This window comes from Limnothrix sp. FACHB-881 (assembly GCF_014698135.1).
Classification (GTDB): Bacteria; Cyanobacteriota; Cyanobacteriia; order CACIAM-69d; family CACIAM-69d; genus CACIAM-69d.
Window position 1 is genome coordinate 140,643 of the sequence record NZ_JACJSN010000004.1, and the last position, 25,550, is coordinate 166,192.

Genomic DNA, 25,550 nt, shown 5'->3' on the forward strand with positions numbered 1-25,550 from the left:
ACCCGCAACCGGAACTGAAGCCATTTGGCAGTTGCTTCAGCAAGGTACAAGGCTTTCGCTGTTGGAATCGTCCGTGTCGCTACTGGGAGCTTCCTCCTCAGCGGACTCCGGAGCACCAGCCCGAACCGTCAGGGCCCGTTCGATCGACAGCGTATCTTCGGCAAGAATGCCAGGCTGGCTTCCAAGACCAACCAATTCACCGTCACGCAGGACTGTGGAGGTTTGACAGACAGGGCAGCTATAGACCCGGTGGGTACGCCCGTAGGGTTCGCTGTGCTCGTCAATTACCTCAGGGTGTTCGAGGTAAAAAGCCACGGCCCTTTCGACAATTGCGGACATGGGTTCCGACTCAACTGCCGCCCGGATTTTGAGTTGACGATGCAACTGTTGGGGGAAGTAGAGCGTGACTTTTTGCTTGTCCTGTTTGTCTTGCATATAACTACAAATGAATTACCCGGGTATGAATGTTAAGGTATCGGGGCAACGCTAGTCTGTCAAGACAGAAAGCCGTCTTGCTGTCTTTTTCGTAATCTTTCTTTACAAAAATCCAAGCCTTCATGGCTCAATTCACGGCGCTAAAACGGGTTAATCGGTGATTGGGTGGAACTTTGAGGGCGATCGGCTGCGATACACTCAGCAAGGGATTTGCAAACGGCGACGCGATCGATCATTGACATCCGCAATTGGCATTCGTGATTGACATTCGTGGCCGTTAGTTGCCCCGCCTATTCACCCGATCGAGGAGTTCGCACCATGCTCGATGAACAAGCCAAAAAGACCATGCTCCGGAAAATTCCCCACGGCATCTATGTTTGTGGCGTGCGGGATGAGGCGGGCGAAGATGTGAACGCCTTTACGGCCAGTTGGGTCATGCAAGGCTCGTTTAAGCCGCCTTTGCTGGTGAACTGTGTGAATCGGGAATCTGGTTCCCACGCCATGATTGAAGCGAGCGGCGTGTTTGCGCTGACGGTGTTGGAAGCGGGCCAAAAGGATTTGGCGGCTCAATTTTTTAAGCCCCGTCGCCGGGTGGGCAACAAGTTTGAAGACATCGAGTTCTACTTGGGCGAAGCGACGGGCTGCCCAATCTTGCCTGACTCCCTGGGCTATGTGGAATGCAAGGTGGTTGGCTCGATCGCCCATGGTGATCACACGGTTTTTGTGGGCGAAGTGATTGGCGCAGGCATCCATCGGGAAGGGGAAGCCCTCACCCTAGAAAGCACCGGCTGGAACTACGGCGGCTAGGTGTGGCTTGGTTAACTTCCTGGCTGAAATTGGCTGGTTTCGTCAGCTTGTTTCAGTTGGCCCGTTGTAGTTAACCCATGGATTTTGCCCATGGATATTGAAGCGGCTTGGCAATTCCCGATCGAACCTCCCCCGGTGGACTGGGTGGCGGCGGTGCAATCAATGCTCGATCGCCTGGATGCGGTGCAGGTGGGCAACCCGAAGGCGGCGGATCTCAAAGAAAGTCGTTCACCGCAAGGCGATCGGGCCCGGTGGCTGGCCCAAGTGTTGTGGGAACGGGGTTGGCGTGATCCGCGCACCTTGGCCGGGTGGCTCTCGGCGGAGCACTATCAACCCACGGGGCCGGAGGGGTTTGGCTCCGAAATGGCCCAGGCGATCGCGCGGTTGGTGTTGGCCCATGAACGGGGCGATCGGGTGGCCATTTGGGGAGATTTTGATGCGGATGGCGTGACGGCCACGGCGGTGCTCTGGGATGGGTTGGGGCAGTTTTTTCCCCAGGGCGATCGGCTCACTTATTTTGTGCCCGATCGCCTCAAAGAGTCCCACGGGTTATCCCGATCGGGGTTGGCGGCCCTGGCAGCGGCCGGTTGGCAACTGATCGTGACCTGCGACACGGGCAGCACCAACCTGGCGGAGTTGGCGATCGCGCGGGATTTGGGCTTGGAAGTGATTGTGACCGATCACCACAGCTTGCCCGACCAACGGCCGGACTTGGTGGCGTTGGTGAACCCGCGCGCACTCCCGATCGATTCGCCCTTGGCCAGTCTTTCGGGTGTGGCCGTGGCCTACAAATTGGTGGAAGCCCTTTACCAAGCCTTGCCCACGGTTCCCCAACAGCCCCTCGCGGCCTTGCTGGATCTGGTGGCGATCGGGCTAATTGCGGATTTGGTGGAACTGCGGGGCGATGCTCGGTACTTGGCCCAAGTGGGATTGCAGCATCTCCAAAAAACCGATCGCCCCGGATTGCAACTGTTGCTGGAGCGATGCAAGAAAACGGGCGATCGCCCCTCTGATATTGCCTTTGGCCTGGGGCCGCGCATCAATGCGGCCAGCCGCATCTATGGCGATGCTCACTTTTGCATTGAACTGCTGACCAGTCGCGATCGCGATCGGTGTCGCCAATTAGCTGACCAAGTGGAAGCGGCCAACAGTCGCCGCAAAGCCCTGCAAAACGATGTGCTGTGGCGGGCCCGATCGCGCCTGGCCGCCGCCGATTGGTCTACCACCGCCGTGATTGTGTTGGCGGAAGCGGGTTGGCCCTTGGGCGTTTTGGGGCTAGTGGCGGGTCAACTGGTGCAGGAATTTAACCGCCCCGTGGTGTTGCTGACCCTGGAAGGCGACATGGCGAAGGGATCCGCTCGATCGCTCCCGGGTCTGGATTTTTATGAAGTCCTGAAGCAACAAACCCATTTGCTCGATCGATTTGGGGGCCATCCCCTGGCAGCGGGGTTGGCTTTGCCGGTGGCCAATCTGGATTTGTTTACCCAAGCCCTGGAACGGGAAGTGCGTCAACGCTGCCCAGCCCGATCGCCCCAGCCCATCACGGCCGATTTGACCGTCACCGTGGCAGACCTGTTGCTCGATCGGGGACGGGCCCTGTTTCAAGCCCTGAAGTGGCTGGAACCTTGCGGCATGGGAAACCCGGCTCCGCGTTTGCTGATTCGGCAAGTTCGGTTCCAAAACCTGCAAGTCCGCCGCCTGCACCTGGGATCCCAAAAATTGCGGTATCTCTACACCCGCTTTGAAATTCAAGATGATTCGGCTACCGAACCTTTCCCGGGCATTTGGTGGGACTGTTTGCCGGAAGCCATTCCCAAGGGTTCCTGTGACTTGGTGGCGGAGTTGGATTTCAATGCCCGCGATAAGTGCTATCAATTGCGGCCCTTGGCAGTGCGCCCAGCCGATCGCCCCTTGGTGCGCGATCTCGCTGGTACGATTCCCGTTTGGGATTATCGGCAAGGGTTACCTGCCGCCGAATTGTCATCGCCCACCGCAATGTTGTGGGTTGATCAATGTCCCACCCGTTGGGAAGACTGGCAGCAAATCGCCCGCCAAGCCCTAGACGATCAACGCCCGATCGCCCTGACCTATCAGCCAATTTTGGAACCCAGTCCCGATCGCACCTGGCAAACCCTTTTGGGAATGGCGAAATATCTCAGCCGCACCGGCCAACCCGTCGATCGAGCAGTCTTATCAGCACGATTAGCCCTCAGCCCCCAGGCAATTGAACTCGGCCTCAATGCCCTGGCGGCGATCGGCCTGAACCCAATGGAGCAGGATGGCCACCTGAGGTTTCAACCCCAAGCCTTGGATGCGATGGAAACTGAAGCGACCACCCGATCGCGGGCGATCGCACAATTTTGGGCGATCGTTCAAGAAGAGCGCTTTCACCATCAATATTTCGCCACCATGCCCCCAGCAGCACTTCAGGATCTGGATCCGCGCCTCCAACCCCATTGATCACCCTTGATCGCATGATCGCAACAATCGCGAAGGGAGAAAAGTGGGAGTTCAGCCAGTTGCAAACCCTACTCTCCAATAAGCATGACAGCTCCCGTTTCCAAGCCACAGAAGATCCGTTTGCCATCGGTGACCACTGCCCGGCCAGGCGCTGGCAAACTCAGGGTTTTTAGCAGGCGATCGGTCGATAGGTTCCAAAACTGAAGCGTGCAATCATCCCCTGTGCTGAGGAACCAAGTGTTATGGGGAGCAAACGCGATCGCTCGCACTGGCCCTTGATGGCCCCGTAACAATTGGGTAGTGGGTTTGGGGGAGGCCAGGGATAGTTGAATCGTTGCTCCTTGGGCTAGGGCGATCGCCCGTCGATCAGGACTCCAAGCCAGAGCATTCACCGGCTGTGAGAGTGACCATCGCCGCTGAATTTTGGACTGTTGTAAATCCAGCAACTGTAGCCCGCAGGACTGCCCGCCCAATAATGCTGATCGACCGCAGGCACTAATCACAGCGTTCAAGTCGGATCCTTGCGGTGCGTGTACTTCCGCAGAGCACTGTTGCTCGGTGGCTGACCACCGCAAAGTTGATCGCCCCGCTTTCAAGTCCCAATGGCAAATCGTTCCTTGGGTATCAACACTCCACAATCCAAACCCGTCAGGTGCAAACCTCAAAGCGTTAATCCCAGCCCCGAAGTTTAACCACCGTTCATCCAGTGTTGCCCCCACCCGTTGCCGCCGACCATCCCAAATCCAAATCACACCATTGGCGGAACCGATCGCCCACAGATACCCATCCCGACTCGCCGCCAGCGCCGTTAGTTCTCCCTCAAATTGCCGTGATTGTGGTCCATTTGCCGCAGCATCAAGGCCCTGTAGTTGCAGCCATCGATCATGGCCGATTGTTCCTAGCCGTAATCCCGAAGCTTCGAAGACCATGGCGATGACCGGGCCCTGATGGTTCAAGATTGGCCCGCGCACGGCGCTGAAGCGATCCACCATGGATTCGGGGGTGTTGGTGGCCGGTGGCGCAGGAGGGCGCGCACTAGACTTTTGGCGTGCCTTTCGATTCCGTTGCAGTTCCTGAATTTTTTGCCAATCTTGTCGAGCCAGATAATCAGACCCCTTGCGCCTAGCCACTTCATAGCGCAACTCATAGGCTGCTAAGTAGTCCGGCTCTAGGCGAATTGCGTCGTTCAGATAGTTTTGGGCCGCCGTGTAGCTCCCTCGTGCCATGCAGTCGATCGCATAGCCATAAAAAATTTGAGCAGGCGATCGGGCAGGCCCAGGCCGGGATGAGACCCGAACACGATTAGCCCTGGCTGTTGTGCCTTGGGTTGTGGCGGGTGACGGCGGTTGTGAAGGCTGGTTGGTTACGGGTTGAGTGCCGATTTGGGTCAGGTGTTCCTTGATTTGCCGATAAGCTGCATTAATTTGCTTGAGTTTTGCTTCTGCGATCTTGCATAGCTCCGGATCCTCAGTAAATCGATCGGGATGCCAAACTTTGGCTAATTGGCGATAGGCTAACTTGACTGCTTCGATTGATGCATCAGCCTGAACTTCTAGTAATTGATAGCACTGAGTCAGAGTCAGTTGAGACACGCAGCGACCACCTCATCTGGTGTTGATGATCGTAAGGCGATTATCAATCAACTTCAAGTATTCAAGGAGCTTTCATCAACTGATCTGAATGCCTGATCTGATCAGCTAATAGAAGTTCAGTAAAAATACGGTACTAATCAATCAAGTTCGATTGATTTTTGATCAAATCAGTCATTAAGATTATTCATAAATTGTTATCCAGCTATGGTTGAACTGATTTTTAATCTGGCATGAATGAATTGCCACTCAATTATGGTTGATCTGATTTTTAATCTGGATCGTGCTTCTTCTCGAACTACCCTCTAAAGTCGTTGCCTTTGAACTTAATTTGAAAAATTCTCTGGCTTATAAAAGCTTGAATAATTCACCAGAGAATATGTAGTTAAAAGGCAACAACTTTTGAGATTTGGGTACTAGCGCTAATGACTTGAGTTCATCAAGCGTTGGCGAAATTGAAAACGGGCACTTGCAAAATTTGCAACGAACTTGGGTTGAAACGGTAAGCGTGGGCTAGCCATCCGCAAAGCCGGAAGCAGCGTGATGATTGGTAGAACCTAGTGCAATCATCGGTAGCCAAACGGTGAATAGGCTGCCTTGCTGTAATTCGCTATCGAGTTCAATTTTGCCGTGATGCAATTGAACGCACTGGGCAATGATGGCTAAACCCAATCCAGTGCCGGGAATGTCAGCGACGTTGGATCCTCTGGTAAATTGTTGAAAAATCCGTTCCTGATCGGCGCTACAAATGCCGATGCCATGGTCGCGAACTTGTAGGAGTAGGAAGTTACTTTGTTCCGATAGAAAGACCTCGATCGTGCCGCCATTCGGTGAGTATTTGACGGCATTGTCCAAGAGGTTGTTGGTAATCAGCCGAAATAGGCGAGCATCGGCCCAAATTTGAGAATGATCTAGGCGATCGTGGATCGTGATGTGACACAGGGCGGGTGCAATTTGTTGGCAACGATCGACCACCTCCCTCAGCAAGGCAGAGACATCTAACCAGGCAGGTTCAAACCGCAATCGGCCGGAATCAGCCTCAATTAAGACCGTGAGATCGTTAAATTCCGAAAGGGTTTTTTCCGCTAAACAACCGATCCGCTTCAGGTAGGCTCGCTGTTGTTCGGCGGGCCAATGATCCCAAAACCGATCCATGAGTTGGGCATAGGATTGAATGGCTCCGATCGCGCTGCGGGAGTCATGGAGGGCGATCGCGGCTAGTTGGTTGCGATCGATCAATTGCTGTTCCAGCGACACCTGACAGCGCCGGGCTTCGCGATCGGCCAAGCATCGGCTGCTCACCGCATCGAGCATGGCCCGCCCTTGCTCGGGAGTCCAAGGCAACCCCACCACGCCCCAAATGCCGCCATGGGTGAGGGCTGAAACCAACGGCGCGATCGAGGAGGGCAGGGGACGCATCACCACCACCAAAGAGGGCAGCCCCGATTGGCGATATAGCCAATCCACTAGTGCCAGCATTGGCTTCACCGTTTCCGGCATCACCAACAGCACCAACAGTTCCACCTTAGCCAGCTCACGCAGGGGTGGATCCGTTTGGGATCGCAATTGGGCTAAAGAGTCGATCGTCCAGTGATCAAACAACACATGGCCAGACTCCTGAATTAGAGATTCCCAAATCAGGCGTTCTGAAGTCTCATTGCCTCCAACCAGCGCCACAATCAGAGACTGTGACTCGGAAGGAACCGATTCGTGGCTGGAGCCGGAAGCTGTGGGTGGGCGATTGGGCACACTGGCCGAATTGGAAAAATTCATGAACACATGCTTAAACCTCGTCGGCGGCGATCGATGGCTGGCGATGCAACCCCATCCCCCTAAACATCGAAACTTCGCTTCCGTAAATGCCAGATTTTAATTATCAACTTGCTGGTGGGATTCAGACCAGTTGAAGCGCTGCAAAACAGTCGTGAAAATCCCGATCGCAGCGCTGGCAGAAACTACCGCACCATTAAACAAAATGACCAATCCGGCTCTGTTTACTTTGCACGAAGTTGGTTTGGATAGGTCGCAATTTTTCCGTTTTGATCGCCGGCCGGTGATGTCGATCAAAACTGAAAAGTTGATGCTTGTTGCCCCTAAATTTCAATCGTACCGCCCTTAGCTCCCGTGTCACCAGTGGATTGAGCGACAGAAAGGCTAAAAATGCTCCTGAATGCCAAGATCCACCGCTGAGGCTGAATTTCAGGCTGAAATTCTGGAGTGGGTTGCTGGAATTGATGGAAATTGACTGGGTATGGACTGGATCGGGACTGGATCTGAATCTGGCACAATGGGCCCAAGATCAAAGCCGGCCCCCATTTCAGGGGCCGACGCAGCCGCCAGCGATTCCAGTTTGTCTTTAAAGGGCTGGGGTTTGCCAAAGTTGCGTTACGTCGTATCCCAACTCCCCTAACATGCGACGCAAGAGCGGCAGGCTGAGGCCAATCACATTCATGTGGCAGCCTTCGATTTTCTCCACAAACAGGCCGCCGCGACCTTCGAGGGCAAAACACCCGGCGCATTGCATGGGTTCGCCCGTGGCGATGTAGGCCGCAATTTCGGCATCGGTGGGGGTTGCGAAATGAACACGGGTGGTGGCGGACTGGATCAACTCCCGATCGCTCGCCAAATCAATCAGCACATGGCCCGTGTACAGATCACCAATTTTCCCCCGCATTTGTTGCCAGCGCTCCATGGCCTCGGCGGGTGAGTCGGGCTTGCCATAGACTTCCCCATTCACCAACAGCACGGAATCGCAACCCAAAACCACGATCGAGCTGCCCAGTTCATGGGATCCCAATAGGGCCTGCCGCAGGGCCGGCTCCTGCCGCAGCCGATTGACAATCACCCGTGCCTTGCCCTGGGCCAGCACTTGCACCAGTTGTCCTGGATCAAAGACGGTGACGGAATCCTCATCGAAGTCACTGGGACAAACGATCGGGGGAATGCCTGCCATCTGGAGGAGTTTGCGGCGAGCAGGAGAGGCGGAAGCTAACACCAGTTGCAAGGGGTTAGGCATAGTCTTGGTCAGTTAGTAATCGAAAGGTTAGGGAATGGGGTTGACGGGGGTGAATCGGGGGTGAATCCACGGATGAGGAAGCGGCGGAAGTTCGGGTGAAAGGGTGGCGGTTGGCCTTGGTCAGGATTGTCCAGACCCTACCAAGGAAACAGGGCAACAGCCTTGCCATTGCCCTGTCTGAATGATTGACGCGGTAGCGATCGATCGCTACCCAGCGCTATCCAGTTGACTGCCATTGATGTTCGATCGCCACTTCGCCATCGATATTGATCGCCTGAGTGTGGCCGATCGCCCGTTGGTTGTCGCTGTCGCCCCAGTTGAGGCCAAGTTGCCTAGTCTACGGAGAACGATCGAACAACCGTTTCAAACATGTCTTTCACCTTGTCCCAACGCCCTTCGGAGGCGGAAATGTTCAAGGTGTAGAGCTGGCCACGGCTGACGGCAACGCTGGCCAGGTTGTGGCGCTCTTGGTTAGGCAGCTTCACGGCATATTCCAGCAAGTAGTAGGTTTTGCCGTTGGCTTCTCGGGACTCGGCGTTCACCAGTTCGGCGGTGCGTCCGGAGCCGGGCGGGGCGATCGCACTCTTAGAGAGGCGATAACCCACTTCGCTGGGAGTTCCCAAATCGGGCAGGGCTTTGCCGCTGGGAACAGGATTGATCACAACGCTGACGTTTTCGGTTTCTTGAATCAGGTCATGGAAGACCACATCGGGCCCGCCGGCCACTTTGACGGCCACCCACCCGATCGGGTACAGGAATCGATAGCCTTTGGTGGCATCAATGTAGGCCTTCAAGCCGCTGGCCGGAGCGGCGCAGGCTTGCAGCGCCACCACAACCGTCAGCAACAACGCGATCGCGAGGCGTTTCCAAGTGGAGCGGTTCAGGGACGAAAATTGCATGGGTTTCGAGTTCGATCGGGCGTTGCAAAACGGAGCATGAAGGACTGCTGCGTCCTCAATCACGAGGGATGACACGCGGGATTAGATTACACGCGGGATTAGTTGTTGATGATCGACAGCATCGTTATGATCGCGACAATCACAACGACCCGCATCACTGACCCGCATCACTAATAATTTCAGATGCCGCCTAGCGGGTTGGCTAGCGAGCAATCCAACGCGATTTCATCTTAAACCGCCCCGGCCCCGGCCGATCCAGACCCAGCTCGGGAACCGGCGAATCCGGATCACGCCGCCCATTCTTCCAGATTTCTTTTGATCCCCATTCGGAGACCCGCTCGATCGCCAATATGGCTCGCAAGGGCGTGATCACAGGGCGGCCCCAAGGCTTTGCCGATCGGGTCTATCTCCCACTAGACAACACCTTGGCCATTTTGGGCGATCAATCCCCGTCCATTCCCCTTGGCCTCTGTTGCTGTTTGTGAACCAAGCGGCTAACCTGACAGCTAAGAATTCTGAAAAAATTGTTCCTCAGGAACAGTTCAGTATCATCGTCAGCACTGAGACTAAGCTAATCCTTCGGTGTCGCTGACTCGTTAGATGACGGTTGGGTCACGCATCTCCCCGTTCTTTTTGAACCTTCCTCAACACTGCCTCCGATGAAGATCCTGAAAGTCCAGACGCTCCGCGGCCCCAATTATTGGAGCATTCGCCGCCATAAGCTTGTCGTTTTGCGTTTGGATTTGGCGGACTTGGCTGATCGCCCCTCCAACGAGATTCCGGGGTTCTACGAAGGACTGGTGGAAGCCCTGCCCAGCTTAATGGAGCATCACTGCTCGCGGGGCAAGCGGGGTGGTTTTCTGGAGCGGGTGCGCGAAGGCACGATGATGGGGCACATCGTGGAGCATGTGGCCCTGGAACTTCAGGAATTGACGCAGATGCCCGTGGGGTTTGGGCGCACGCGCGAAACCTCAGAGCCAGGGGTTTATTTGGTGGCGATCGAGTATGAAAACGAGCGGGCCGGGCGGTATGCGGCCCGAGCGGCCGTGCGTCTGTGCCGCAGCATTGTGGACTCGGGCAGCTATCCCCGGGCTGAGCTGGAGCAAGACTTGCAGGATCTGGAGGAAATTCGGGCAGAGGAAGCCCTTGGCCCCAGCACGGAATCCCTGGTGCGCGAGGCAGAGCGCCGGGGAATTCCTTGGCGGCAGTTGGCGGCACGCTCCCTGATTCAGTTGGGGTATGGGGTTCGCCAAAAGCGGGTGCAAGCGACCCTGAGCGATCGCACGGGAATTTTGGCGGTGGAGTTGGCCTGCGACAAGGACGGCACCAAGCGGGTTTTGGCCGATGCGGGCGTGCCGGTTCCTCGGGGGACAACGGTTCGATACCTAGACGAGCTACAGGATGCGATCGAGGAGGTCGGTGGCTACCCGATCGCGATCAAGCCCTTGGACGGCAACCATGGCCGAGGGATCACCCTGGACATTGAATCTTGGGAAGCGGCGGAAGAAGCCTACGAAATGGCCATGGCCGATTCCAAGTCCCAGACGATTTTGGTGGAGCGGTTTTATAAGGGGAATGACCACCGGGTGTTGGTGGTCAATGGTCAGGTGGTGGCCGTGGCGGAGCGCGTACCGGCTCGGGTGATTGGAGATGGGCGATCGACCATTCAGGCGTTGATTGACGAAACCAATCGCGATCCGCGCCGGGGCAGTGGCCACGATAATGTGCTCACCAAAATCACGATCGATCGCCCCTTGGAGCAAATGCTGGAACGGCAAAGCCTGACCCTCGATACCGTGCTCGATCGGGGCGAAATTTGCTATCTGCGAGGCACGGCGAACCTGAGTACCGGCGGCATTGCCATCGATCGCACCGATGAAATTCACCCGGAAAACATTTGGTTAGCCCAACGGGTGGTCAAAATCATTGGCTTGGACATTGCCGGGATTGATATTGTTACGCCCGATATTTCCCGCCCCCTGCGCGAAAACGGGGGTGTGGTGATTGAAGTGAACGCTGCGCCGGGCTTCCGGATGCATGTGCAGCCCAGTGAAGGCATTCCCCGCAACGTGGCGGAACCGGTGCTGGATATGCTGTTTCCGCCCGGGTCGCCGGCCCATGTGCCGATCGTGTCGGTGACCGGTACCAACGGCAAAACCACCACCACTCGCCTGATTGCCCATATCTATCGCCAAACGGGACAAGTGGTGGGCTACACGACCACCGACGGCACTTACATTGGGGAATATATGGTGGAACCCGGGGACAACACCGGCCCCCAAAGTGCCAACCTGATCCTGCAAGACCCGACCGTGGAAGTGGCCATTCTGGAAACGGCTCGGGGAGGCATTTTGCGATCGGGCTTGGCGTTCGATCGCTGCGATGTGGGCGTGGTGCTGAATGTGGCCGCTGACCACCTGGGGCTGGGGGACATCGACACGATCGAGCAAATGGCCCGCGTGAAAGCGGTGGTGGCGGAAGCCGCGGCCCCCGATGGCTATGCGGTGCTCAATGCGGATGATCCCCTGGTGGCGGCCATGGCGGAGCATGTGTTGGCCCAAGTCACCTATTTCTCCATGAACCCGGAGAACCCGATCGTGCGGGAACATGCCCGACAGGGAGGCTTGGCCGCTGTTTATGAAAACGGCTACCTGTCGATTCTCAAAGGCGATTGGACCCTGCGGATCGATCGAGCCGAAAACATTCCCCTCACCCTGGGCGGAAAGGCCGCTTTCCAAATTGCCAATGCCCTGGCCGCCAGTTTGGCCGCCTTTGCCCAAGGGGTGCGCATTGAAGCAATTCGTCAGGCCCTAATGACCTTCACGTCCAGTGCCAAGCAGACCCCGGGGCGAATGAATCTGTTTGATTTGGGTCGCTACCATGCCCTAGTGGACTACGCTCACAATCCCGCTGGCTATGAAGCAGTGGGCGTGTTTGTCCAAAACTGGCCCGGCACCAAGGTGGGTGTGGTCGGTGGCCCGGGCGATCGCCGTGATGAGGACTTCCAATTGCTGGGCAAGCTGGCGGCCCAAATGTTTGATGAAATTCTGATCAAGGAAGATGACGACAATCGCGGCCGGGCCCGGGGCAGCGCCGCTCGCCAAATCGAAGCGGGCATCACTGCCGCTCGCCAAGAAGGGATCGCGCGGGTTCGCCGGTTTGAAACCATCCTGGATGAAACCACGGCGGTGAATACGGCCCTCGATCGGGCGGTGGATGGCGGGTTAGTGGTGGTTTTCCCGGAAAGTGTCAGCCGCGCCATTGACCTGATTGAGGCCCGCGGCCCTCGGGAGACCACGAAAACAACGCCCACCCCCAAAACCCCGATCGCCGATCCCGCTAGTAACCGCACCAGCCAGCACAGTGAGGTGAAATCGGTCTAGGCTAATAGCGGTCTAACTAAATCCTACCTTTCCGCGAGCTGAGCCAATGATGTCGCCAAGCTTGTTTGCCCCGGCCCTGCCGCCGATCGAAACCGTCCGTACTGGGCCGTTAATTCGGCGGTTAGACTGTGGTGCACTCGCGATTGTGGAGCAGATGCCCGTTGAGGCGGTCAATCTCAGTTTGTGGGTCAATGCTGGTTCAGCGATCGAACCTGAACCCATTAATGGCATGGCCCACTTTTTGGAGCACATGGTGTTTAAAGGGAGCGATCGGCTCGCCCTCGGGGAATTTGAACAGCGGATTGAAGCTTGCGGAGCGGTCACCAACGCCGCCACCAGCCAAGACTACACCCAGTTTTATTTGACCGCCGCTCCCCAGGATTTTGCGGCCCTGGCTCCTTTGCAATTTGACGTGGCATTGCGGCCCCAGTTGCCGGCCGCGGAATTTGACCGGGAGCGCCATGTGGTGCTCGAAGAAATTCGCCGTAGCCAAGACAATCCCCGCCGTCGCACCTTCCAAGCGGTGATGAACCTGGCCTTTGAGACCTTGCCCTATAACCGGCCGGTGTTGGGCCCCACGGAAGTGATTGCCCACTTGGATGTGCAGCAGATGCGGGACTTCCATGATCGCCACTATCGCCCGCAGTCGGTGACGGCCGTGGCGGTGGGTAATTTGCCGCCGGAGCAGCTATTCGAGATTTTGGAAACCGGCTTCAACGAGGCCTGGCGCGATCGGGACTGGTCGGGTTTGCCGGTGGCCACGCCATCGTTAATTCCAGAGTTGCCGTTTGATCGCGTTGAACGCCGGGAAATCATTGACCCATCGTTGCAACAGGCCCGCCTGATCATGCTCTGGCGCGTTCCGGGGCTACAGGACTTGCGGGAAACCTATCCGCTGGATGTGTTGGCGGCGGTGTTGGGCCATGGCCGCACCTCGCGCCTGGTGCGGGACTTGCGGGAAGAGCGGCGATTGGTGTCCAAGGTTTCAGCCACCAATTTGACCTACCGTGCCCAAGGAACGTTTTATTTGGCCGCCCATTGTGAGCCGGAGCATTTGCCAGAGCTGGAAGCCCGCTTGCAGGATCACATGGCGCGTATTGGTTCGGAACCGGTGAGCATGGCGGAGGTCGATCGGGTGCGGGCGCGGGTGGCTAATGGGTTTGTGTTTGGCAATGAAACCCCCGCGAATCGATCGAACCTCTATGGCTACTACCAAACCTTGGTGGGCAATGTGGATGCGGCCCTGCGATATCCCGATGCTGTCCGTTGCCTGACTCCAGAAGATTTGCAGCGGGCCGCCCAGCAATATTTGAATCCCCAGGCCTATGGGTTGGTGATTCTGCGCCCCGCTGCTGCTCAGGGTTAGGGCTAAGGATCAACGAGGATTGGGCGATCGCTGCGGATGGCCGCTGGCCGCCTCAATCGCATTGGATTTCGGGGCTGCCTCAATGGCTGAGTTACCCGATCGCCTCCTGACCAAAATTCAGGGGGAGATCTTGAATTCGGCCCGGGCCCACCGCCTGGATGGCCTCCTTGAGATCCACGTTGCCGGTGTAGAGGGCGCGACCGACAATCGCCCCCGTGACTCCCACCGGCTCCAGGGCCAGCAGCCCCAATAAATCGGTGACGGAACTGATCCCCCCGGAGGCAATCACGGGAATGGAAATCCCTTCCGCCAGCTCGCGCAGGGCTTCCTTGTTGGGGCCTGCCAAAGTGCCATCCCGGTGAATATCCGTGTAAACAATGGCCGCCGCGCCCCAGTCCTGAACGCGCTGGGCCAATTCCACCGCCCGCACTTCGGAGGTTTCCAGCCAACCCCGGGTTGCAACCCAGCCATTGCGGGCATCAATGCCAATTACGATCCGCCCGGGAAATTCCGCGCACCAGGCGGCCACTTCGTCCGGCTGTTCCACGGCCACGGTTCCCACAATCGCTCTGGTGATCCCTAGCTCAAACAGGCGGGCCGCGCGATCGCGGGTTCGGATGCCGCCTCCCACTTGAATCTGGATTGGGCGATCGCCCAGTTGTTGGGTAATGGCCGCGATCGCCTGGAGATTCACGGGTTCTCCCGTTTTGGCCCCATCCAAGTCAACCAGGTGCAACCAACTGGCCCCCGCCGTCATCCACCGCTGGGCAACCATCACCGGATCATCACCAAAGGTTTCCGCGCGATCGTAGTCACCTTGAAAGAGCCGGACACAACGTCCACCCAACAGATCGATCGCCGGAAAAATATCCATGGCTAATCCTCATCCTTCAGAAAATACAAAATCGAAAATCCCAATCAATCTACCTGAAGGCTGTAATTCGCAACATAGGGCATTAGCCAGGTTTTGGATGGCCCCCTGCATCGAAATGGGTTAATCAACAGTTTCAGGTTGTCGAGATCGCACCCAATTACGCTTAACCGCGCTCGATCGCACCCAATGGCAATTCTGAATGGTAATTCCGAAAAGCCAGCGAAAACAAACGATCGACCGTGAACGCCCCCGTTGGGTTTCTCGGTCGATCGTCCGTCACCCTTGAGTTTTAGGACAATGCTTAGGAATTTTGTCCTTGCGGGAGCAATGGCCAGAAGCCACCTTCCGAACGAACTCGCTCCCTCCACCATCCATCAGTGAATCTCAGCCCCAGTCAGCTAGCTCCGCAGGCGCATCCTTGAATCATGGATATTAGTCATTGATAAACATGCTGCTAACTGACGTGTCTTCGTGGATGCGCCAAATGGTTTCGCCCAGCACATTCGCCACCGACAAAACCGTGAGCTGGTCAAAATGGTGGTGATCCATCATGGGAATCGTGTTGGTGACAATCACCTCTTCAAATAACCCACTGGACAAGCGCTCGATCGCCGGAGGAGACAACACCGCATGGGTGGCACAGGCATAAACCTGGCGTGCCCCTTCCCGACGCAGCATCCGGGCCCCTTCCGTGAGCGTGCCGCCTGTGTCGATGATGTCATCCACCAAAACGGCCGTTTTGCCCTTCACGTCACCAATGACGTTCAGCACTTCCGCCACATTGTGCATTTGGCGGCGCTTGTCAATGATCGCCAGGGGCGCATCGTTCAGGCGCTTAGCAAAGGCCCGGGCCCGCGCCACCCCTCCCACATCGGGCGACACCACGACAATATCCGACAGGTTCTTGCTTTCGAGGTAGTCGATCAGGACTGGCGCACCAAAAACATGATCGAGCGGAATATCGAAATAGCCTTGGATTTGCGCTGAATGCAAGTCCATGGCCAACACCCGATCGGCTCCGGATTTCACAACCAGGTTCGCCACCAGTTTGGCCGTAATCGATTCCCGGCCGGCCGTCTTGCGATCGGCCCTGGCATAGCCGTAGTAGGGAATCACAGCGGTGACTTGGCGCGCCGAAGCCCGGCGGCAAGCATCCACCATGATCAACAATTCCATTAGATGGTCATTCACAGGGCGACAAACCGGTTGGATCAGATAAACATCACAACCCCGGATTGACTCCTGAATTTGAACATAAAGCTCACCGTCGGCGAACCGTTTGCGAACCATTGGTCCCAACGGTAACCCCAGGTATGCAGCAACTTCTTCGGCCAAGGCGACATTTGCCGATCCTGAGAAGATGCGAAGTCGGCTCTTTTCCGTCACTTCGCGATGCGAAGTCGGCAGCGGAGAAGTCGCAGAGCAAATCACGGCAGACCCTCGAAGCGCGTTCATGGCAATCTTAGCATTTCCTTCCAATTTTCTTTGGATTTGCGTCCCCGCATTCAATGACATGGGTGGTTGTGAGCCGATCGCCAAGGGTAGTCGTCAAGGCTTGACCAGACGGCTGATCAGGCTCCGTGACGACGGGAATCAGATAACATCCGTGAGCAATTGCTGCTGCAGGAATCTGGTCAGGAACAGTCAGAAACCTTTGCACGATCGGGCGGCAATTGTGACAGAAAACGGGGGCAGTTTAACGAGTTCAATGGGGCGATCGACCATCCCCTAGCCCGATCGGCTAGGATGAGTCCCGAGGGTTGCCCAAACGGGCAATTCAACACCCAGCCCAACCCCCAACATGGGCAAAACCCTGACTGGTGGTGCGGGCCACCGCGAGTTCTGGCCAGTTCCCGAGTCGATCGCAACGGGACAAGCCCAGGCTGCATCTGGCGGCAGATGCGGCTCAACTTGCTACCCCCAAGGAAGCGGCTAGGGACTCAGCGGAATCGCTAGCCAATGGAGATCCAACCCAATGGATCTTCAACCAACAACCGCCGCCCAGTTTCTTGGGCGGTTGTGCCGGGCGATTGATTGATCGCAGACCTGGGATAATCAGGGGAAATGGGGGTTGGGTGACGACAATGCCGCTAATCGCCCCAAGTCTGATCGGTTCATTCAGCCCTATAAATTGGTTTTAGCGCCGGTTGCGTCTGAACAATCAAAATCACCCGACTCCTTTAATGGTTCGATCAAACAATTGATCAGTCCAATGGGGCGATGCAAGTCACGGAATAAATTGGTTTTTTCTGAATTTCGTCTGAGTTTCGCCTGAGTTTTTGCTCGATCATCGCCTGACTATTGCCTGACTGAATTGCCATTTCAACTGTTCTTCGATCGCCCCGAGTCCCATGCAACCGTCCCTGCCCCCCGGAACTGTTCTCCAAAATCGCTATCGCCTTGTGGAAGTGTTGGGACAGGGTGGCTTTGGGCGCACCTACCTGGCGGAGGATTTGGGGCGATTTGGCGAGCGCTGTGCCCTCAAGGAATTCACGCCGCCCGTGGGCGATGCCTACGCCCTCGAAAAATCCAATGAACTGTTCCGGCGCGAGGCAGCGGTTCTTTACCAAATCAATCACCCACAAATTCCCAAGTTTCAAGCCACCTTTGAGGCGGAAGGTCGCCTATTTTTGGTGCAGGACTATGTGCAGGGCAATACCTATCGATCGCTCCTAGATAGCCGCCTGCACCATGGTCAGCTCTTTGCGGAAGGGGAAGTGTTCTACCTCTTGCAACAGTTGCTCCCCGTGTTGAGCTACCTGCACAATTTGGGAATCATTCACCGGGATATCTCGCCGGAAAACATTATTCTGCGGGAGCATGATCGACTGCCCGTGTTGATTGACTTTGGGGCCATCAAAGAAATGGCCACCCGCTTCCAACAACCGGGAGCCACGGCCGTGCAGGCCACCACCGTCGGTAAAAGCGGCTATGCCCCCAGCGAACAAATTCAAACCGGCCGCGCTTACCCTAGCAGCGATCTCTATGCCTTGGCCGCCACGGTGTTGGTGTTGCTGACGGGGCGAGAACCCCAGGATTTGCTAGACGATCGCACCCTTACCTGGCATTGGGATCAGTATGTGCCCCTCACACCTGCCTTGGGAGATCTGTTGCGGCGGATGTTGGCCTATCAACCGACGGAGCGCTATCCCTCTGCCTCCTTGGTGCTTCAGGCATTGCAGGAGGTGACGTTGGATGCGACGGCCCGCCCCGTGGCCCAGCCGCCCTCCACTTCACCCCCAACTCCGGCAGCGCCGGCCCCAGCCGCTAATCCCACGGGAACTGTCCCTTCAACCATGGCGACGGTGGTGGTGGGCCGGGCTGCGCCGCCTCCGATCGCCCCTCGATCGCCCGCACCGGCCCCGGCTCCCGGCCCCGATTGGAGCGTGGAACCCCGAGGATCCTTGATGGATAACCCTTGGGCGGTGACGGTGTTAGGCGTGTTGTTGGTGCTGGGGACGGGAGTGGGTTCCTGGTCGCTGGTGAATCAATTCCTGAGCCGATCGCCCAACAACAGCAATCCCACACCAACCGCAACGGTTTCCGAAAGTCCGCCGCTGCCTAGCCCATCCCCCACGCCATCCCCCACCCCGTCCCCTAGCCCGATCGCCTCACCTGTGGTCTCCACCCAGCGGTTGAACCTTCAGCCCGCCGGGGATTTTGAAGATTCCCGCACCCTGGGCGAGAACGAAACCCTGATCTATCGTTTCCAGGCCGGTGCTGAACAACCCCTCAGCATTTCCGTGGCAGGCAATAACGTGATCGCTAGTCTCCTGGCTCCCGATGGTGACCCGGCGGATCGATCGAGCCGGGATCTGCGCCAATGGGATGGCGTGATTGCCGTGGCTGGTGAATATGCCCTGCAAGTGCGCGTGGCCCCCGGTGCGCCCAGGGGAGACTACCGCCTGCGCTTACGGCTAGCGGCGGCTCCCGCTTCCCCCAGTCCGGAGCCAAGCCCCACGCCAACGCCCACCCCGACTCCGGAGCCAACTCCCAGCCCCAGCCCAGAACCAACCCGCCAACCCACCTCGCGCAACTTCCGAGGCGTGACTCAGCCCCAGGTTCCCCAAACCTTTGGTTTTGAAGCCCAGGCGGGTCAGCAAATTTCAATTAGTATTCCTTCCGGTTTGCGAGCCACGGTGTTTGGCCCCAATGGCCCGATTCCGGATATGGAAGGTCTGGAAGGATCCGTCAGCTTTGAAGCGCCTGTGGGCGGGAACTACGGCATTGAAGTGTCTTCGGATTTGGAAATGCCCTTTGAGATTGCCGTGCGGGTTCGGTAGAAACCGTGATTGAACCCTCGAAGCAAGGGGCAGAACGGCGATCGGCCTGAGAGTGCTGAAGCCGATGGAAGCGTGCTAAATCAACAGGAGAATGGGGATGAGCGAAAGACGACCGCAGCAACTGGCGATCGCGGGGAGCGATACGGAAGTGGGCAAAACGGTCTTTGTGCTGGCACTGGCGGCCTATTGGCAGCAGCATTGTCAAAAACAAGGGGCCTTGGGCCTGCTGAAACCGGTGCAGTCCGGGGAGGGCGATCAGGAAATTTATGGGGAATTGTTTGCGGATTTGAATCAAAGCCCCGAGTCCTTTAATCCCATTCGGTTGCAGGCTCCCTTGGCTCCCCCGATCGCGGCGGAACGGGAAGGCAAAACGATCGACCTGGCCTTGGCCTGGCAAGCTCTGCAAACCCTCCAGAGCGATCGCTCCTTCATTTTGATTGAAGGGGCCGGAGGCTTGGGGTCGCCGGTCACTTGGGAGTTGACCTTTGCGGATGTGGTGGCCGCTTGGCGGTTGCCGTTGGTGTTGGTGGTGCCGGTCAAGTTGGGGGCGATCGCCCAGACGGTGGCGAATGTGGCCCTGGCTCGTCAATTCCAAATTCCGCTGCGGGGCATTGTGCTGAATGAAGTGACGGCCGTGAGCGCGGCCGATCGAGAGGCTTTAGCCCCCATCGGCCTGATTGAAAGCCTGACCCATGTGCCGGTGCTGGGCTATTTGCCCCATGTGGACAATTGGCGCGATCGCGCGGCTCTGGCCACAGCGGCGGCACACCTGAACCTGGAGCCATTGGGTATCAGCCCCTATTGAAGTGGCTGATCAATCAGGCAGAAGTGGCGGCGCTGGCGATGTCTCTGGTGATCGGCAGTTTAATTTCAAAGGTTGTGCCGTGGTGGGGAATCGATCGACAGTCGATCGAGCCGTAGTGACGCTCCACAATAATTTGATAGGCGATCGCCATGCCCAATCCTGTGCCTTTGCCAACGGGCTTGGTGGTATAGAACGGGTCAAATAATTTGGCGCGGGTCACCTCATTCATACCAATACCGTTGTCGGTAATTTCAATTTTGATCCAAGACAAATTGAGGGTCTGGGTCGTGATCGTCAGGGTGGGTAATTCTTGGGCCGGGGGAGCCGTTTGCCAGCGTTCTTCGATCGCATCAATGGCATTGACCAACAGATTAATTAGAACCTGATCAATTTGCCCGATCGTGCAGTCAATGGCAGGTAAAGAGCCATTTTGACGAATGATATTGAGATCGGGTTTTAGCTCCTGAATCCGATGGCTCAAGATCATCAAAACCCGATCGATGGACTCGTGGAGGCTGGCCGGTTCCTTGGCTTCGGTGGTGACGTGGGAATAGATTCTGAGGGATTTCACAATTTCCCGAATTCGATTGGTTCCCACGCGCATGGAGGTAAGCAGCTTGGGAAAATCATCGGCAATGTAATCTAAATCAAGGGTCTCGGGATGGGCGATCGGGACGAAATGAGGGGTTTTGGAATATTGCTGGTTGTGGCGATCAATCCTCTCTTGGTAAGCAATCACGGCTTCTAAAAGTTCCGTGGCATATTCCGAAGCGTGATGCAAATTGCCATGTACAAAGCTCACGGGATTATTAATTTCGTGGGCGATTCCGGCCACCAATTGCCCTAAGCTGGATAGTTTTTCGCTTTGGATGAGGTGGGCTTGGGCTTCTTGCAGTTCTTGAAGGGCCGTTTCTAAATCTTCAGTGCGATCTTGCAGGGCCAAGCGAGATTCCTGAAGCTGTTGGTTGCTGTAAATCACTTGGTTAAGGAGCGATTCTTGTACCACCACTCGCCGAATATTGTTGAAAAGATAGGCGGCAATGCTGGCGGTGAGGCTTAAGCCCACGAGAAAGGCCGCGATGCTGTTAGGAAACAGGAAGGGCGAAAAAATTTGATGGGGCAAAACGAGCAGGGACATTTCCCGATCGCCCACGTTAATGGATTGGGTGCAAATATCCCAAGGGCCTTTCCAAGGACAACGCAAGGCCTGCTGGGCCCCAACAGTCCAAGGGGCTGTGCTAGCGATCGGGAGGATGCGATCGAAGCTACTGGGATTGGCTAACTGGGATTGCAGATAATCCACCGGGCGATCAAACAGGAAGATATCCAAATCCAACACGCCCGTTTGTCCACGGGTGAGGTGGAGCGATCGGGTAATTTCCGTTTGGGTCACAAACCAACCCTGGTCGGTTCCCTGCACCGTCAGCAGCCGAGGATCTGGATTGGACACAATCATCGTCAAGGGCCGCTGAAAGGACTGGGCCCGCTTCAGCCAACTGTTGAGGGCTGGGGGGATGGTTGCTCGCTGACCGGGTTGCCGACCGCCAAGGGACTGAATGCCTTGTCCCAGTTGAAATTGAATATAGGGCCCCGTTTGGGGATCGGTCTGAATCCAAGCCGTATCGGCCGTGTTGGCCACATCGGACAGAAGGTTTTGGCTGATGGATTGAAATTCGGCGGCCGAGGCGGGGCGACGGCGATCGAACATCAAAGCCCCGGCGCGGGTGGTGCGGGTAATTTGTTCTAAATCATCACGGAGATTGTTGCCCAATTGTTGGGTTTGCTGTTGCAGTTGGGCGCGGGCTTGGGCCAAGTCCCGATCGGCCGCCCAGTTGGCCGCCCAGGCCGACAGACCCACTCCCACCAACAAGGCAATGGCAACGGGCCCGTAACGACGATAGGGAACAGGTGTTAGCGATGGGGCAGGGGGTGGGGGTGGCGCAGATCCCGGCCGATCGGTTCGACGAGCAGCGACAGGCATGATTAAGCAAGAGGGTGTCAAGGGAGTGGTGTTGAGGTGGGTGTTTTGAAACGGGAGATGAGCTGGGGTGACGGTCAACCATTCGGTGGCTTGTGTGGGCCCATGGCTCCAGCGATCGATTGGCTCCGAGGTGGAAGGGGCGGGGGCTTGACGGAGGTGAAACAGCCTCCAGAAACGCTCTGGCCAGCGCGTGGCACTTGACGGTAACTTCTTCACGATCAAAAACTTGCTGATTGGATCCATCCCGATAGGGAACGATCGCGGGTGGGGGTTAGTGGGGCCAACGGTCAAGAATCGGTGATGGGGCCATGGTTTGGGGGCAACGAATCAGGTCACCGCCCCGAGAGCCAGTGAGTGACCCGCTGGCGGCTGTAGCGATTGACACCCTGACCTTCATCCTAATTGAGAATAAGTTTTAATAAATAATTGACTTGATTACAATTTTCAAATTTCAGATGCTGAATTCATAAGCACAGCGTAATTCTGTGCTGAGTTTTAATCGCGTTTAATGGCAAGAAGCACGATCCGCTGCCCGATCGCTTGCCAGGGCTGGCTCCTGTGGCTCAAGATGGGCCTAGTTTCAGTTCACGAACTGGTTTTATGGCTAGTTCTATGGCTGGCGTGGATCAGCCTGGTTTTGGTTGATCAGCTTTTTGGATATTGCTCTCGTTATCGGCATTTGCGCCCTGTCCCTATGGCTGCCGGATTGGTTCACGATCGAATCACGATCAACACGGCCGGGATTTGGTTCTTGGTGGGATTGGGGGTGACGGCGGATTTCGGGTTGGCGGCTGCGAGCGCGATCGGCTGTGTGGTGGGGGGCTATTGGCTCAGCCCAGACCTGGATATTCGATCTCACCCATTCCAACGTTGGGGCCCGCTGCGTATCATTTGGATTCCTTACCAAAAACTGATTCGCCACCGCTCCACCTGGTCTCACGGGCCGCTGATTGGCACGACCTTACGGGTGCTGTATTTGGTGATCGCCCTGGGGCTGGGATGGTTGCTGCTGTTGGGATTGGCGGCGATCGGGTTTTCCCTGTTGGGTGGGGCCGATCGCTATGCCAGCTTTGAGGCGGTCACCTTGGCCCAAACCCGGGCGATCGGTCAATGGCTGTGGGTTGATCAATTCCCGTTTTTGGTGGCGGGTTTTGTGGGGCTGGAGGTGGGGGCCCTGTCTCATATTGCAACGGATCATCTCAGCTCTTGGCAAAAGCGACGCGCCCGCCGGGCCAAGCGATCAACCAGCCAAGCCCGAGGTCGATCGCCCGGTACTCGCACCCCATCTCGCACCCCAGCTTGCACCCGTCGATCGCGCAGCGGCCCAACTCGCAACCCCCAACCTAAGCGGACTAAACGGACAACAAATCGGCCAACCTCATAGCCAGCGACGACGCAGAAAATCCAAAGCGGTGCAGGCGCTCACGTGGCGGATCCATTCCCGATCGCGCTGGATCCCGAGGCGCATTTCATGGGTGGTGACCCCATCGGGCCCGGCAATGCCCGCATAAACCAGGCCCACGGGCTTTGCCTCACTGCCGCCGCCGGGCCCGGCCACCCCGGTGATGCTGATGGCCCAAGTGCTGCCAAGGCGATCTCGTGCCCCGATCGCCATTTCCTTGGCTGTTTCATGGCTGACGGCTCCGAAGCGATCCAACGTTTCCGCCGAAACCCCCAACAGGGCTGTTTTGATTCGGTTGTCGTAGGCAATGATGCCACCGAGGAAGTAGGCGGAGCTGCCGGCCACCGCCGTCAGCAACTGCCCCAAACCGCCACCAGTGCAGGACTCTGCCACTGCCAGGGTTTCGCCTCGGTCTTGGAGCGATCGACCCACCACGATCGGCAACGTATCCTGATCCAAGCCATAGCAATCGGGCCCCACCCGATCGCGAATTTGCGCCACCATCGGCTCAATTTTGGCCAGGGCTTCGGCCGCCGTTGCTCCACAGGCCGACACCCGCAACTTCACCGATCCTCGGTTGGCATAGGGAGCCACCGTTGGATCCGAACTGGCTAAATAGTCCGCCACCCGTTCCGCCAAGGCCGATTCGGAAATGCCCCAAAACTTCAGGGTTTGGGAGACAATCGTTTGGCGCGACCACCCGTGATCTCGCAGGTAAGGCACGGCCACTTCCGCCCACATGGTGCGCATTTCGCTGGGCACACCGGGAAAGGTCATCAACAACAACTCCGGAACCGGTTGCCAAATCATGCCCGGAGCCGTGCCCACTCGGTTGGTCAAAATGGCCGCGCCAGCCGGCAGCAGAGCCTGCTTGCGATTGCTGGGAACCATGGTGCGGCCGCGCTGGGCAAATTTTTGTTCAATGTCGGCAATGACGGCCGGATGTTCCACCAGGGGCACATCGAAAAACTGGGCGATCGCTTCGGTGGTTAGGTCATCGGGCGTGGGGCCCAGGCCACCCGTAAACAGCAAAATGCGTGATCGTTGGCAAGCGGTGGCGATCGCCCGTTGCAGGCGTTGGGGATTGTCGCCAACCACCGTTTGGTAATAGTGGGGAATGCCCAATGCCGCCAGTTGTTGGGCCAAAAACTGAGCATTACCATTGAGAATGTCGCCAAGCAACAGCTCAGTGCCGATACAAATAATTTCAGCGCTGGGGGTCATTGTGCCAAGCTCCGCACAGGATCAAACCAGGATCAAACGAGGATCACCGAACCATTCAACCATCAAGGCGACACTGAGTCAGTCCTAACTGATCAGGCCTAATTGATCAGGCCCATCCGTCAATCATCATCGTCTCGGACTTTGCCCTTAACAGATCGTGGGACAAGGGGCAAAACAAGGGATGGAACAAGTGCTGGGACAAGGGGTAGGACAAGGGGTTTAAACCCCTTGCCTGATCATGGGTCTGATCATGATTGGAGCAAGACGGTCAAATGCTCTGGCCCTCGGCTTTGCTCTCAAACTTTCGCCTTAATTTTCGCCTTAATTGATTGCGAACGAATCGCGTGAATGATTAATTCTCAGTCTAAGCTTGATTAGCCCTCGATCAACAGGGGCAAATCGGTTCCATTGTAGCGCTGAAATTTTCAGGTTCCAAGCCATTTCAAGCCGATGTTCTCTCGGTTTTTTCGCGATTTCATCTTAAATGAGAAATTGAAATGAGAAATTGAGAACCACTCGATCAATCTTGGCCAATTTGACCCAAAAATGGAGTGGCGATCGACTGGGTTTGCTTGGGACTTGCGATCACCAATCATTGCGATCATTGGGATTTTCTCTAAATAATTACCCCTGCCTAAGGAGGAGAGCCATGGCGACATCGAAAGAATTCACGAGTTTTGATGCCATGATTCAGGAAGCTGAAAAACCCGTTCTTGTGGACTTTTATGCCACTTGGTGCGGCCCTTGCCAACTGTTGTCGCCTGTGTTGGAGGAGGTGAGTGTGCGGCTGCATGATCACCTGCAAGTGGTGAAGATTGATGCCGATCGCTACCCGGATTTGGCAACTCAACACCAGGTGACAGCCTTGCCGACGCTGATTTTGTTTAAGGATGGCCAGGCGATCGATCGAATCGAAGGGTTTATGAAGGCGGATCAGCTCATTGCCCACTTAGAGCGCAAACTTTAGGGCGAAAACTTTAGGACGCAAACTGAGCTAGAGGGGCCCATAACCAAAGGGGCAATCAT

Annotated in this window: 19 protein-coding genes; 10 read left to right on the top strand and 9 right to left on the bottom strand. The window is 56.6% G+C overall.

All coding sequences use genetic code 11. From position 1 onward, the window contains the following. Window positions 1-36: 36 nt before the first annotated feature. On the bottom strand, window positions 37-435 hold the full coding sequence (locus H6G52_RS05880) for a hypothetical protein (protein ID WP_242026224.1): 399 nt from the start codon (window positions 433-435) through the stop codon (window positions 37-39). 318 nt (window positions 436-753) lie between these two features. On the opposite strand from H6G52_RS05880, the gene H6G52_RS05885 reads away from it, so the two are divergent. Both H6G52_RS05885 and recJ read left to right on the top strand, forming a co-directional pair. Next, on the top strand, window positions 754-1,242 hold the full coding sequence (locus H6G52_RS05885; protein WP_190527041.1) for a flavin reductase family protein: 489 nt from the start codon (window positions 754-756) through the stop codon (window positions 1,240-1,242). 90 nt (window positions 1,243-1,332) lie between these two features. Further along, window positions 1,333-3,702, top strand: a complete 2,370-nt coding sequence (gene recJ / locus H6G52_RS05890; RefSeq protein WP_190527043.1) for a single-stranded-DNA-specific exonuclease RecJ — start codon at window positions 1,333-1,335, stop codon at window positions 3,700-3,702. 68 nt (window positions 3,703-3,770) lie between these two features. On the opposite strand, the gene H6G52_RS05895 is transcribed toward recJ, so the two are convergent. Both H6G52_RS05895 and H6G52_RS05900 read right to left on the bottom strand, forming a co-directional pair. Then, a complete protein-coding gene (locus tag H6G52_RS05895; RefSeq protein WP_190527045.1) occupies window positions 3,771-5,294 on the bottom strand; it encodes a DnaJ domain-containing protein in 1,524 nt (507 codons plus the stop codon). A 510-nt stretch (window positions 5,295-5,804) separates the two neighbouring features. Then, window positions 5,805-7,064: a sensor histidine kinase KdpD gene (locus H6G52_RS05900; protein ID WP_190527047.1), complete on the bottom strand. Its 1,260-nt coding sequence runs from the start codon at window positions 7,062-7,064 to the stop codon at window positions 5,805-5,807. 151 nt (window positions 7,065-7,215) lie between these two features. Here H6G52_RS05900 and H6G52_RS05905 point away from each other — a divergent pair, with 151 nt between their 5' ends. Then, window positions 7,216-7,410, top strand: a complete 195-nt coding sequence (locus tag H6G52_RS05905; protein ID WP_190356025.1) for a hypothetical protein — start codon at window positions 7,216-7,218, stop codon at window positions 7,408-7,410. Between the two features lie 237 nt (window positions 7,411-7,647). Here the strand turns inward: H6G52_RS05905 and H6G52_RS05910 are convergent, their stop codons facing one another. Further along, window positions 7,648-8,307: a nucleoside triphosphate pyrophosphatase gene (locus H6G52_RS05910; protein WP_190356024.1), complete on the bottom strand. Its 660-nt coding sequence runs from the start codon at window positions 8,305-8,307 to the stop codon at window positions 7,648-7,650. Window positions 8,308-8,639: 332 nt separating this feature from the next. After that, the gene (gene psbP / locus H6G52_RS05915) at window positions 8,640-9,206 is read right to left on the bottom strand and encodes a photosystem II reaction center PsbP (RefSeq protein WP_190356022.1); all 567 of its coding nucleotides are present in this window, start codon (window positions 9,204-9,206) and stop codon (window positions 8,640-8,642) included. Between the two features lie 350 nt (window positions 9,207-9,556). Between psbP and H6G52_RS18725 the strand changes: the two genes are divergently transcribed. The 3 genes from H6G52_RS18725 (at window position 9,557) to H6G52_RS05925 (ending at window position 13,955) form a co-directional block, all read left to right on the top strand. Continuing rightward, on the top strand, window positions 9,557-9,691 hold the full coding sequence (locus H6G52_RS18725; RefSeq protein WP_255407483.1) for a hypothetical protein: 135 nt from the start codon (window positions 9,557-9,559) through the stop codon (window positions 9,689-9,691). Between the two features lie 174 nt (window positions 9,692-9,865). Further along, window positions 9,866-12,589 carry a cyanophycin synthetase gene (gene cphA, locus H6G52_RS05920; protein WP_190527049.1) on the top strand — a complete coding sequence of 908 codons (2,724 nt, stop codon included), beginning with the start codon at window positions 9,866-9,868 and terminating at the stop codon, window positions 12,587-12,589. Between the two features lie 46 nt (window positions 12,590-12,635). Continuing rightward, a complete protein-coding gene (locus tag H6G52_RS05925) occupies window positions 12,636-13,955 on the top strand; it encodes a pitrilysin family protein (RefSeq protein WP_242026225.1) in 1,320 nt (439 codons plus the stop codon). Between the two features lie 91 nt (window positions 13,956-14,046). Here the strand turns inward: H6G52_RS05925 and hisA are convergent, their stop codons facing one another. Then, window positions 14,047-14,829, bottom strand: a complete 783-nt coding sequence (hisA, locus tag H6G52_RS05930) for a 1-(5-phosphoribosyl)-5-[(5-phosphoribosylamino)methylideneamino]imidazole-4-carboxamide isomerase (protein WP_099532160.1) — start codon at window positions 14,827-14,829, stop codon at window positions 14,047-14,049. Between the two features lie 432 nt (window positions 14,830-15,261). Further along, window positions 15,262-16,284 (bottom strand): ribose-phosphate pyrophosphokinase, encoded by a 1,023-nt coding sequence (locus tag H6G52_RS05935; RefSeq protein WP_190356020.1) that lies wholly within the window; start codon window positions 16,282-16,284, stop codon window positions 15,262-15,264. Between the two features lie 896 nt (window positions 16,285-17,180). On the opposite strand from H6G52_RS05935, the gene H6G52_RS05940 reads away from it, so the two are divergent. Together H6G52_RS05940 and bioD are read left to right on the top strand one after the other, a co-directional pair. Beyond that, window positions 17,181-19,112 (top strand): protein kinase, encoded by a 1,932-nt coding sequence (locus tag H6G52_RS05940; RefSeq protein ID WP_190527050.1) that lies wholly within the window; start codon window positions 17,181-17,183, stop codon window positions 19,110-19,112. A gap of 97 nt (window positions 19,113-19,209) precedes the next feature. Beyond that, window positions 19,210-19,917, top strand: a complete 708-nt coding sequence (gene bioD / locus H6G52_RS05945; RefSeq protein WP_190527052.1) for a dethiobiotin synthase — start codon at window positions 19,210-19,212, stop codon at window positions 19,915-19,917. Window positions 19,918-19,930: 13 nt separating this feature from the next. Here the strand turns inward: bioD and H6G52_RS05950 are convergent, their stop codons facing one another. Continuing rightward, window positions 19,931-21,898, bottom strand: coding sequence for a sensor histidine kinase (locus H6G52_RS05950; RefSeq protein WP_190527054.1), 1,968 nt, complete (start codon window positions 21,896-21,898; stop codon window positions 19,931-19,933). A 694-nt stretch (window positions 21,899-22,592) separates the two neighbouring features. On the opposite strand from H6G52_RS05950, the gene H6G52_RS05955 reads away from it, so the two are divergent. After that, window positions 22,593-23,282 (top strand): metal-binding protein, encoded by a 690-nt coding sequence (locus H6G52_RS05955; protein WP_190527055.1) that lies wholly within the window; start codon window positions 22,593-22,595, stop codon window positions 23,280-23,282. On the opposite strand, the gene H6G52_RS05960 is transcribed toward H6G52_RS05955, so the two are convergent. Beyond that, complete coding sequence (locus H6G52_RS05960) at window positions 23,277-24,524, bottom strand: competence/damage-inducible protein A (protein WP_190527057.1); 1,248 nt, start codon at window positions 24,522-24,524, stop codon at window positions 23,277-23,279. The two genes, H6G52_RS05955 and H6G52_RS05960, sit on opposite strands and share 6 nt — an antisense overlap. A 649-nt stretch (window positions 24,525-25,173) precedes the next feature. On the opposite strand from H6G52_RS05960, the gene trxA reads away from it, so the two are divergent. Then, window positions 25,174-25,491, top strand: coding sequence for a thioredoxin (trxA, locus tag H6G52_RS05965; protein ID WP_099532169.1), 318 nt, complete (start codon window positions 25,174-25,176; stop codon window positions 25,489-25,491). Window positions 25,492-25,550 lie beyond the last annotated feature (59 nt).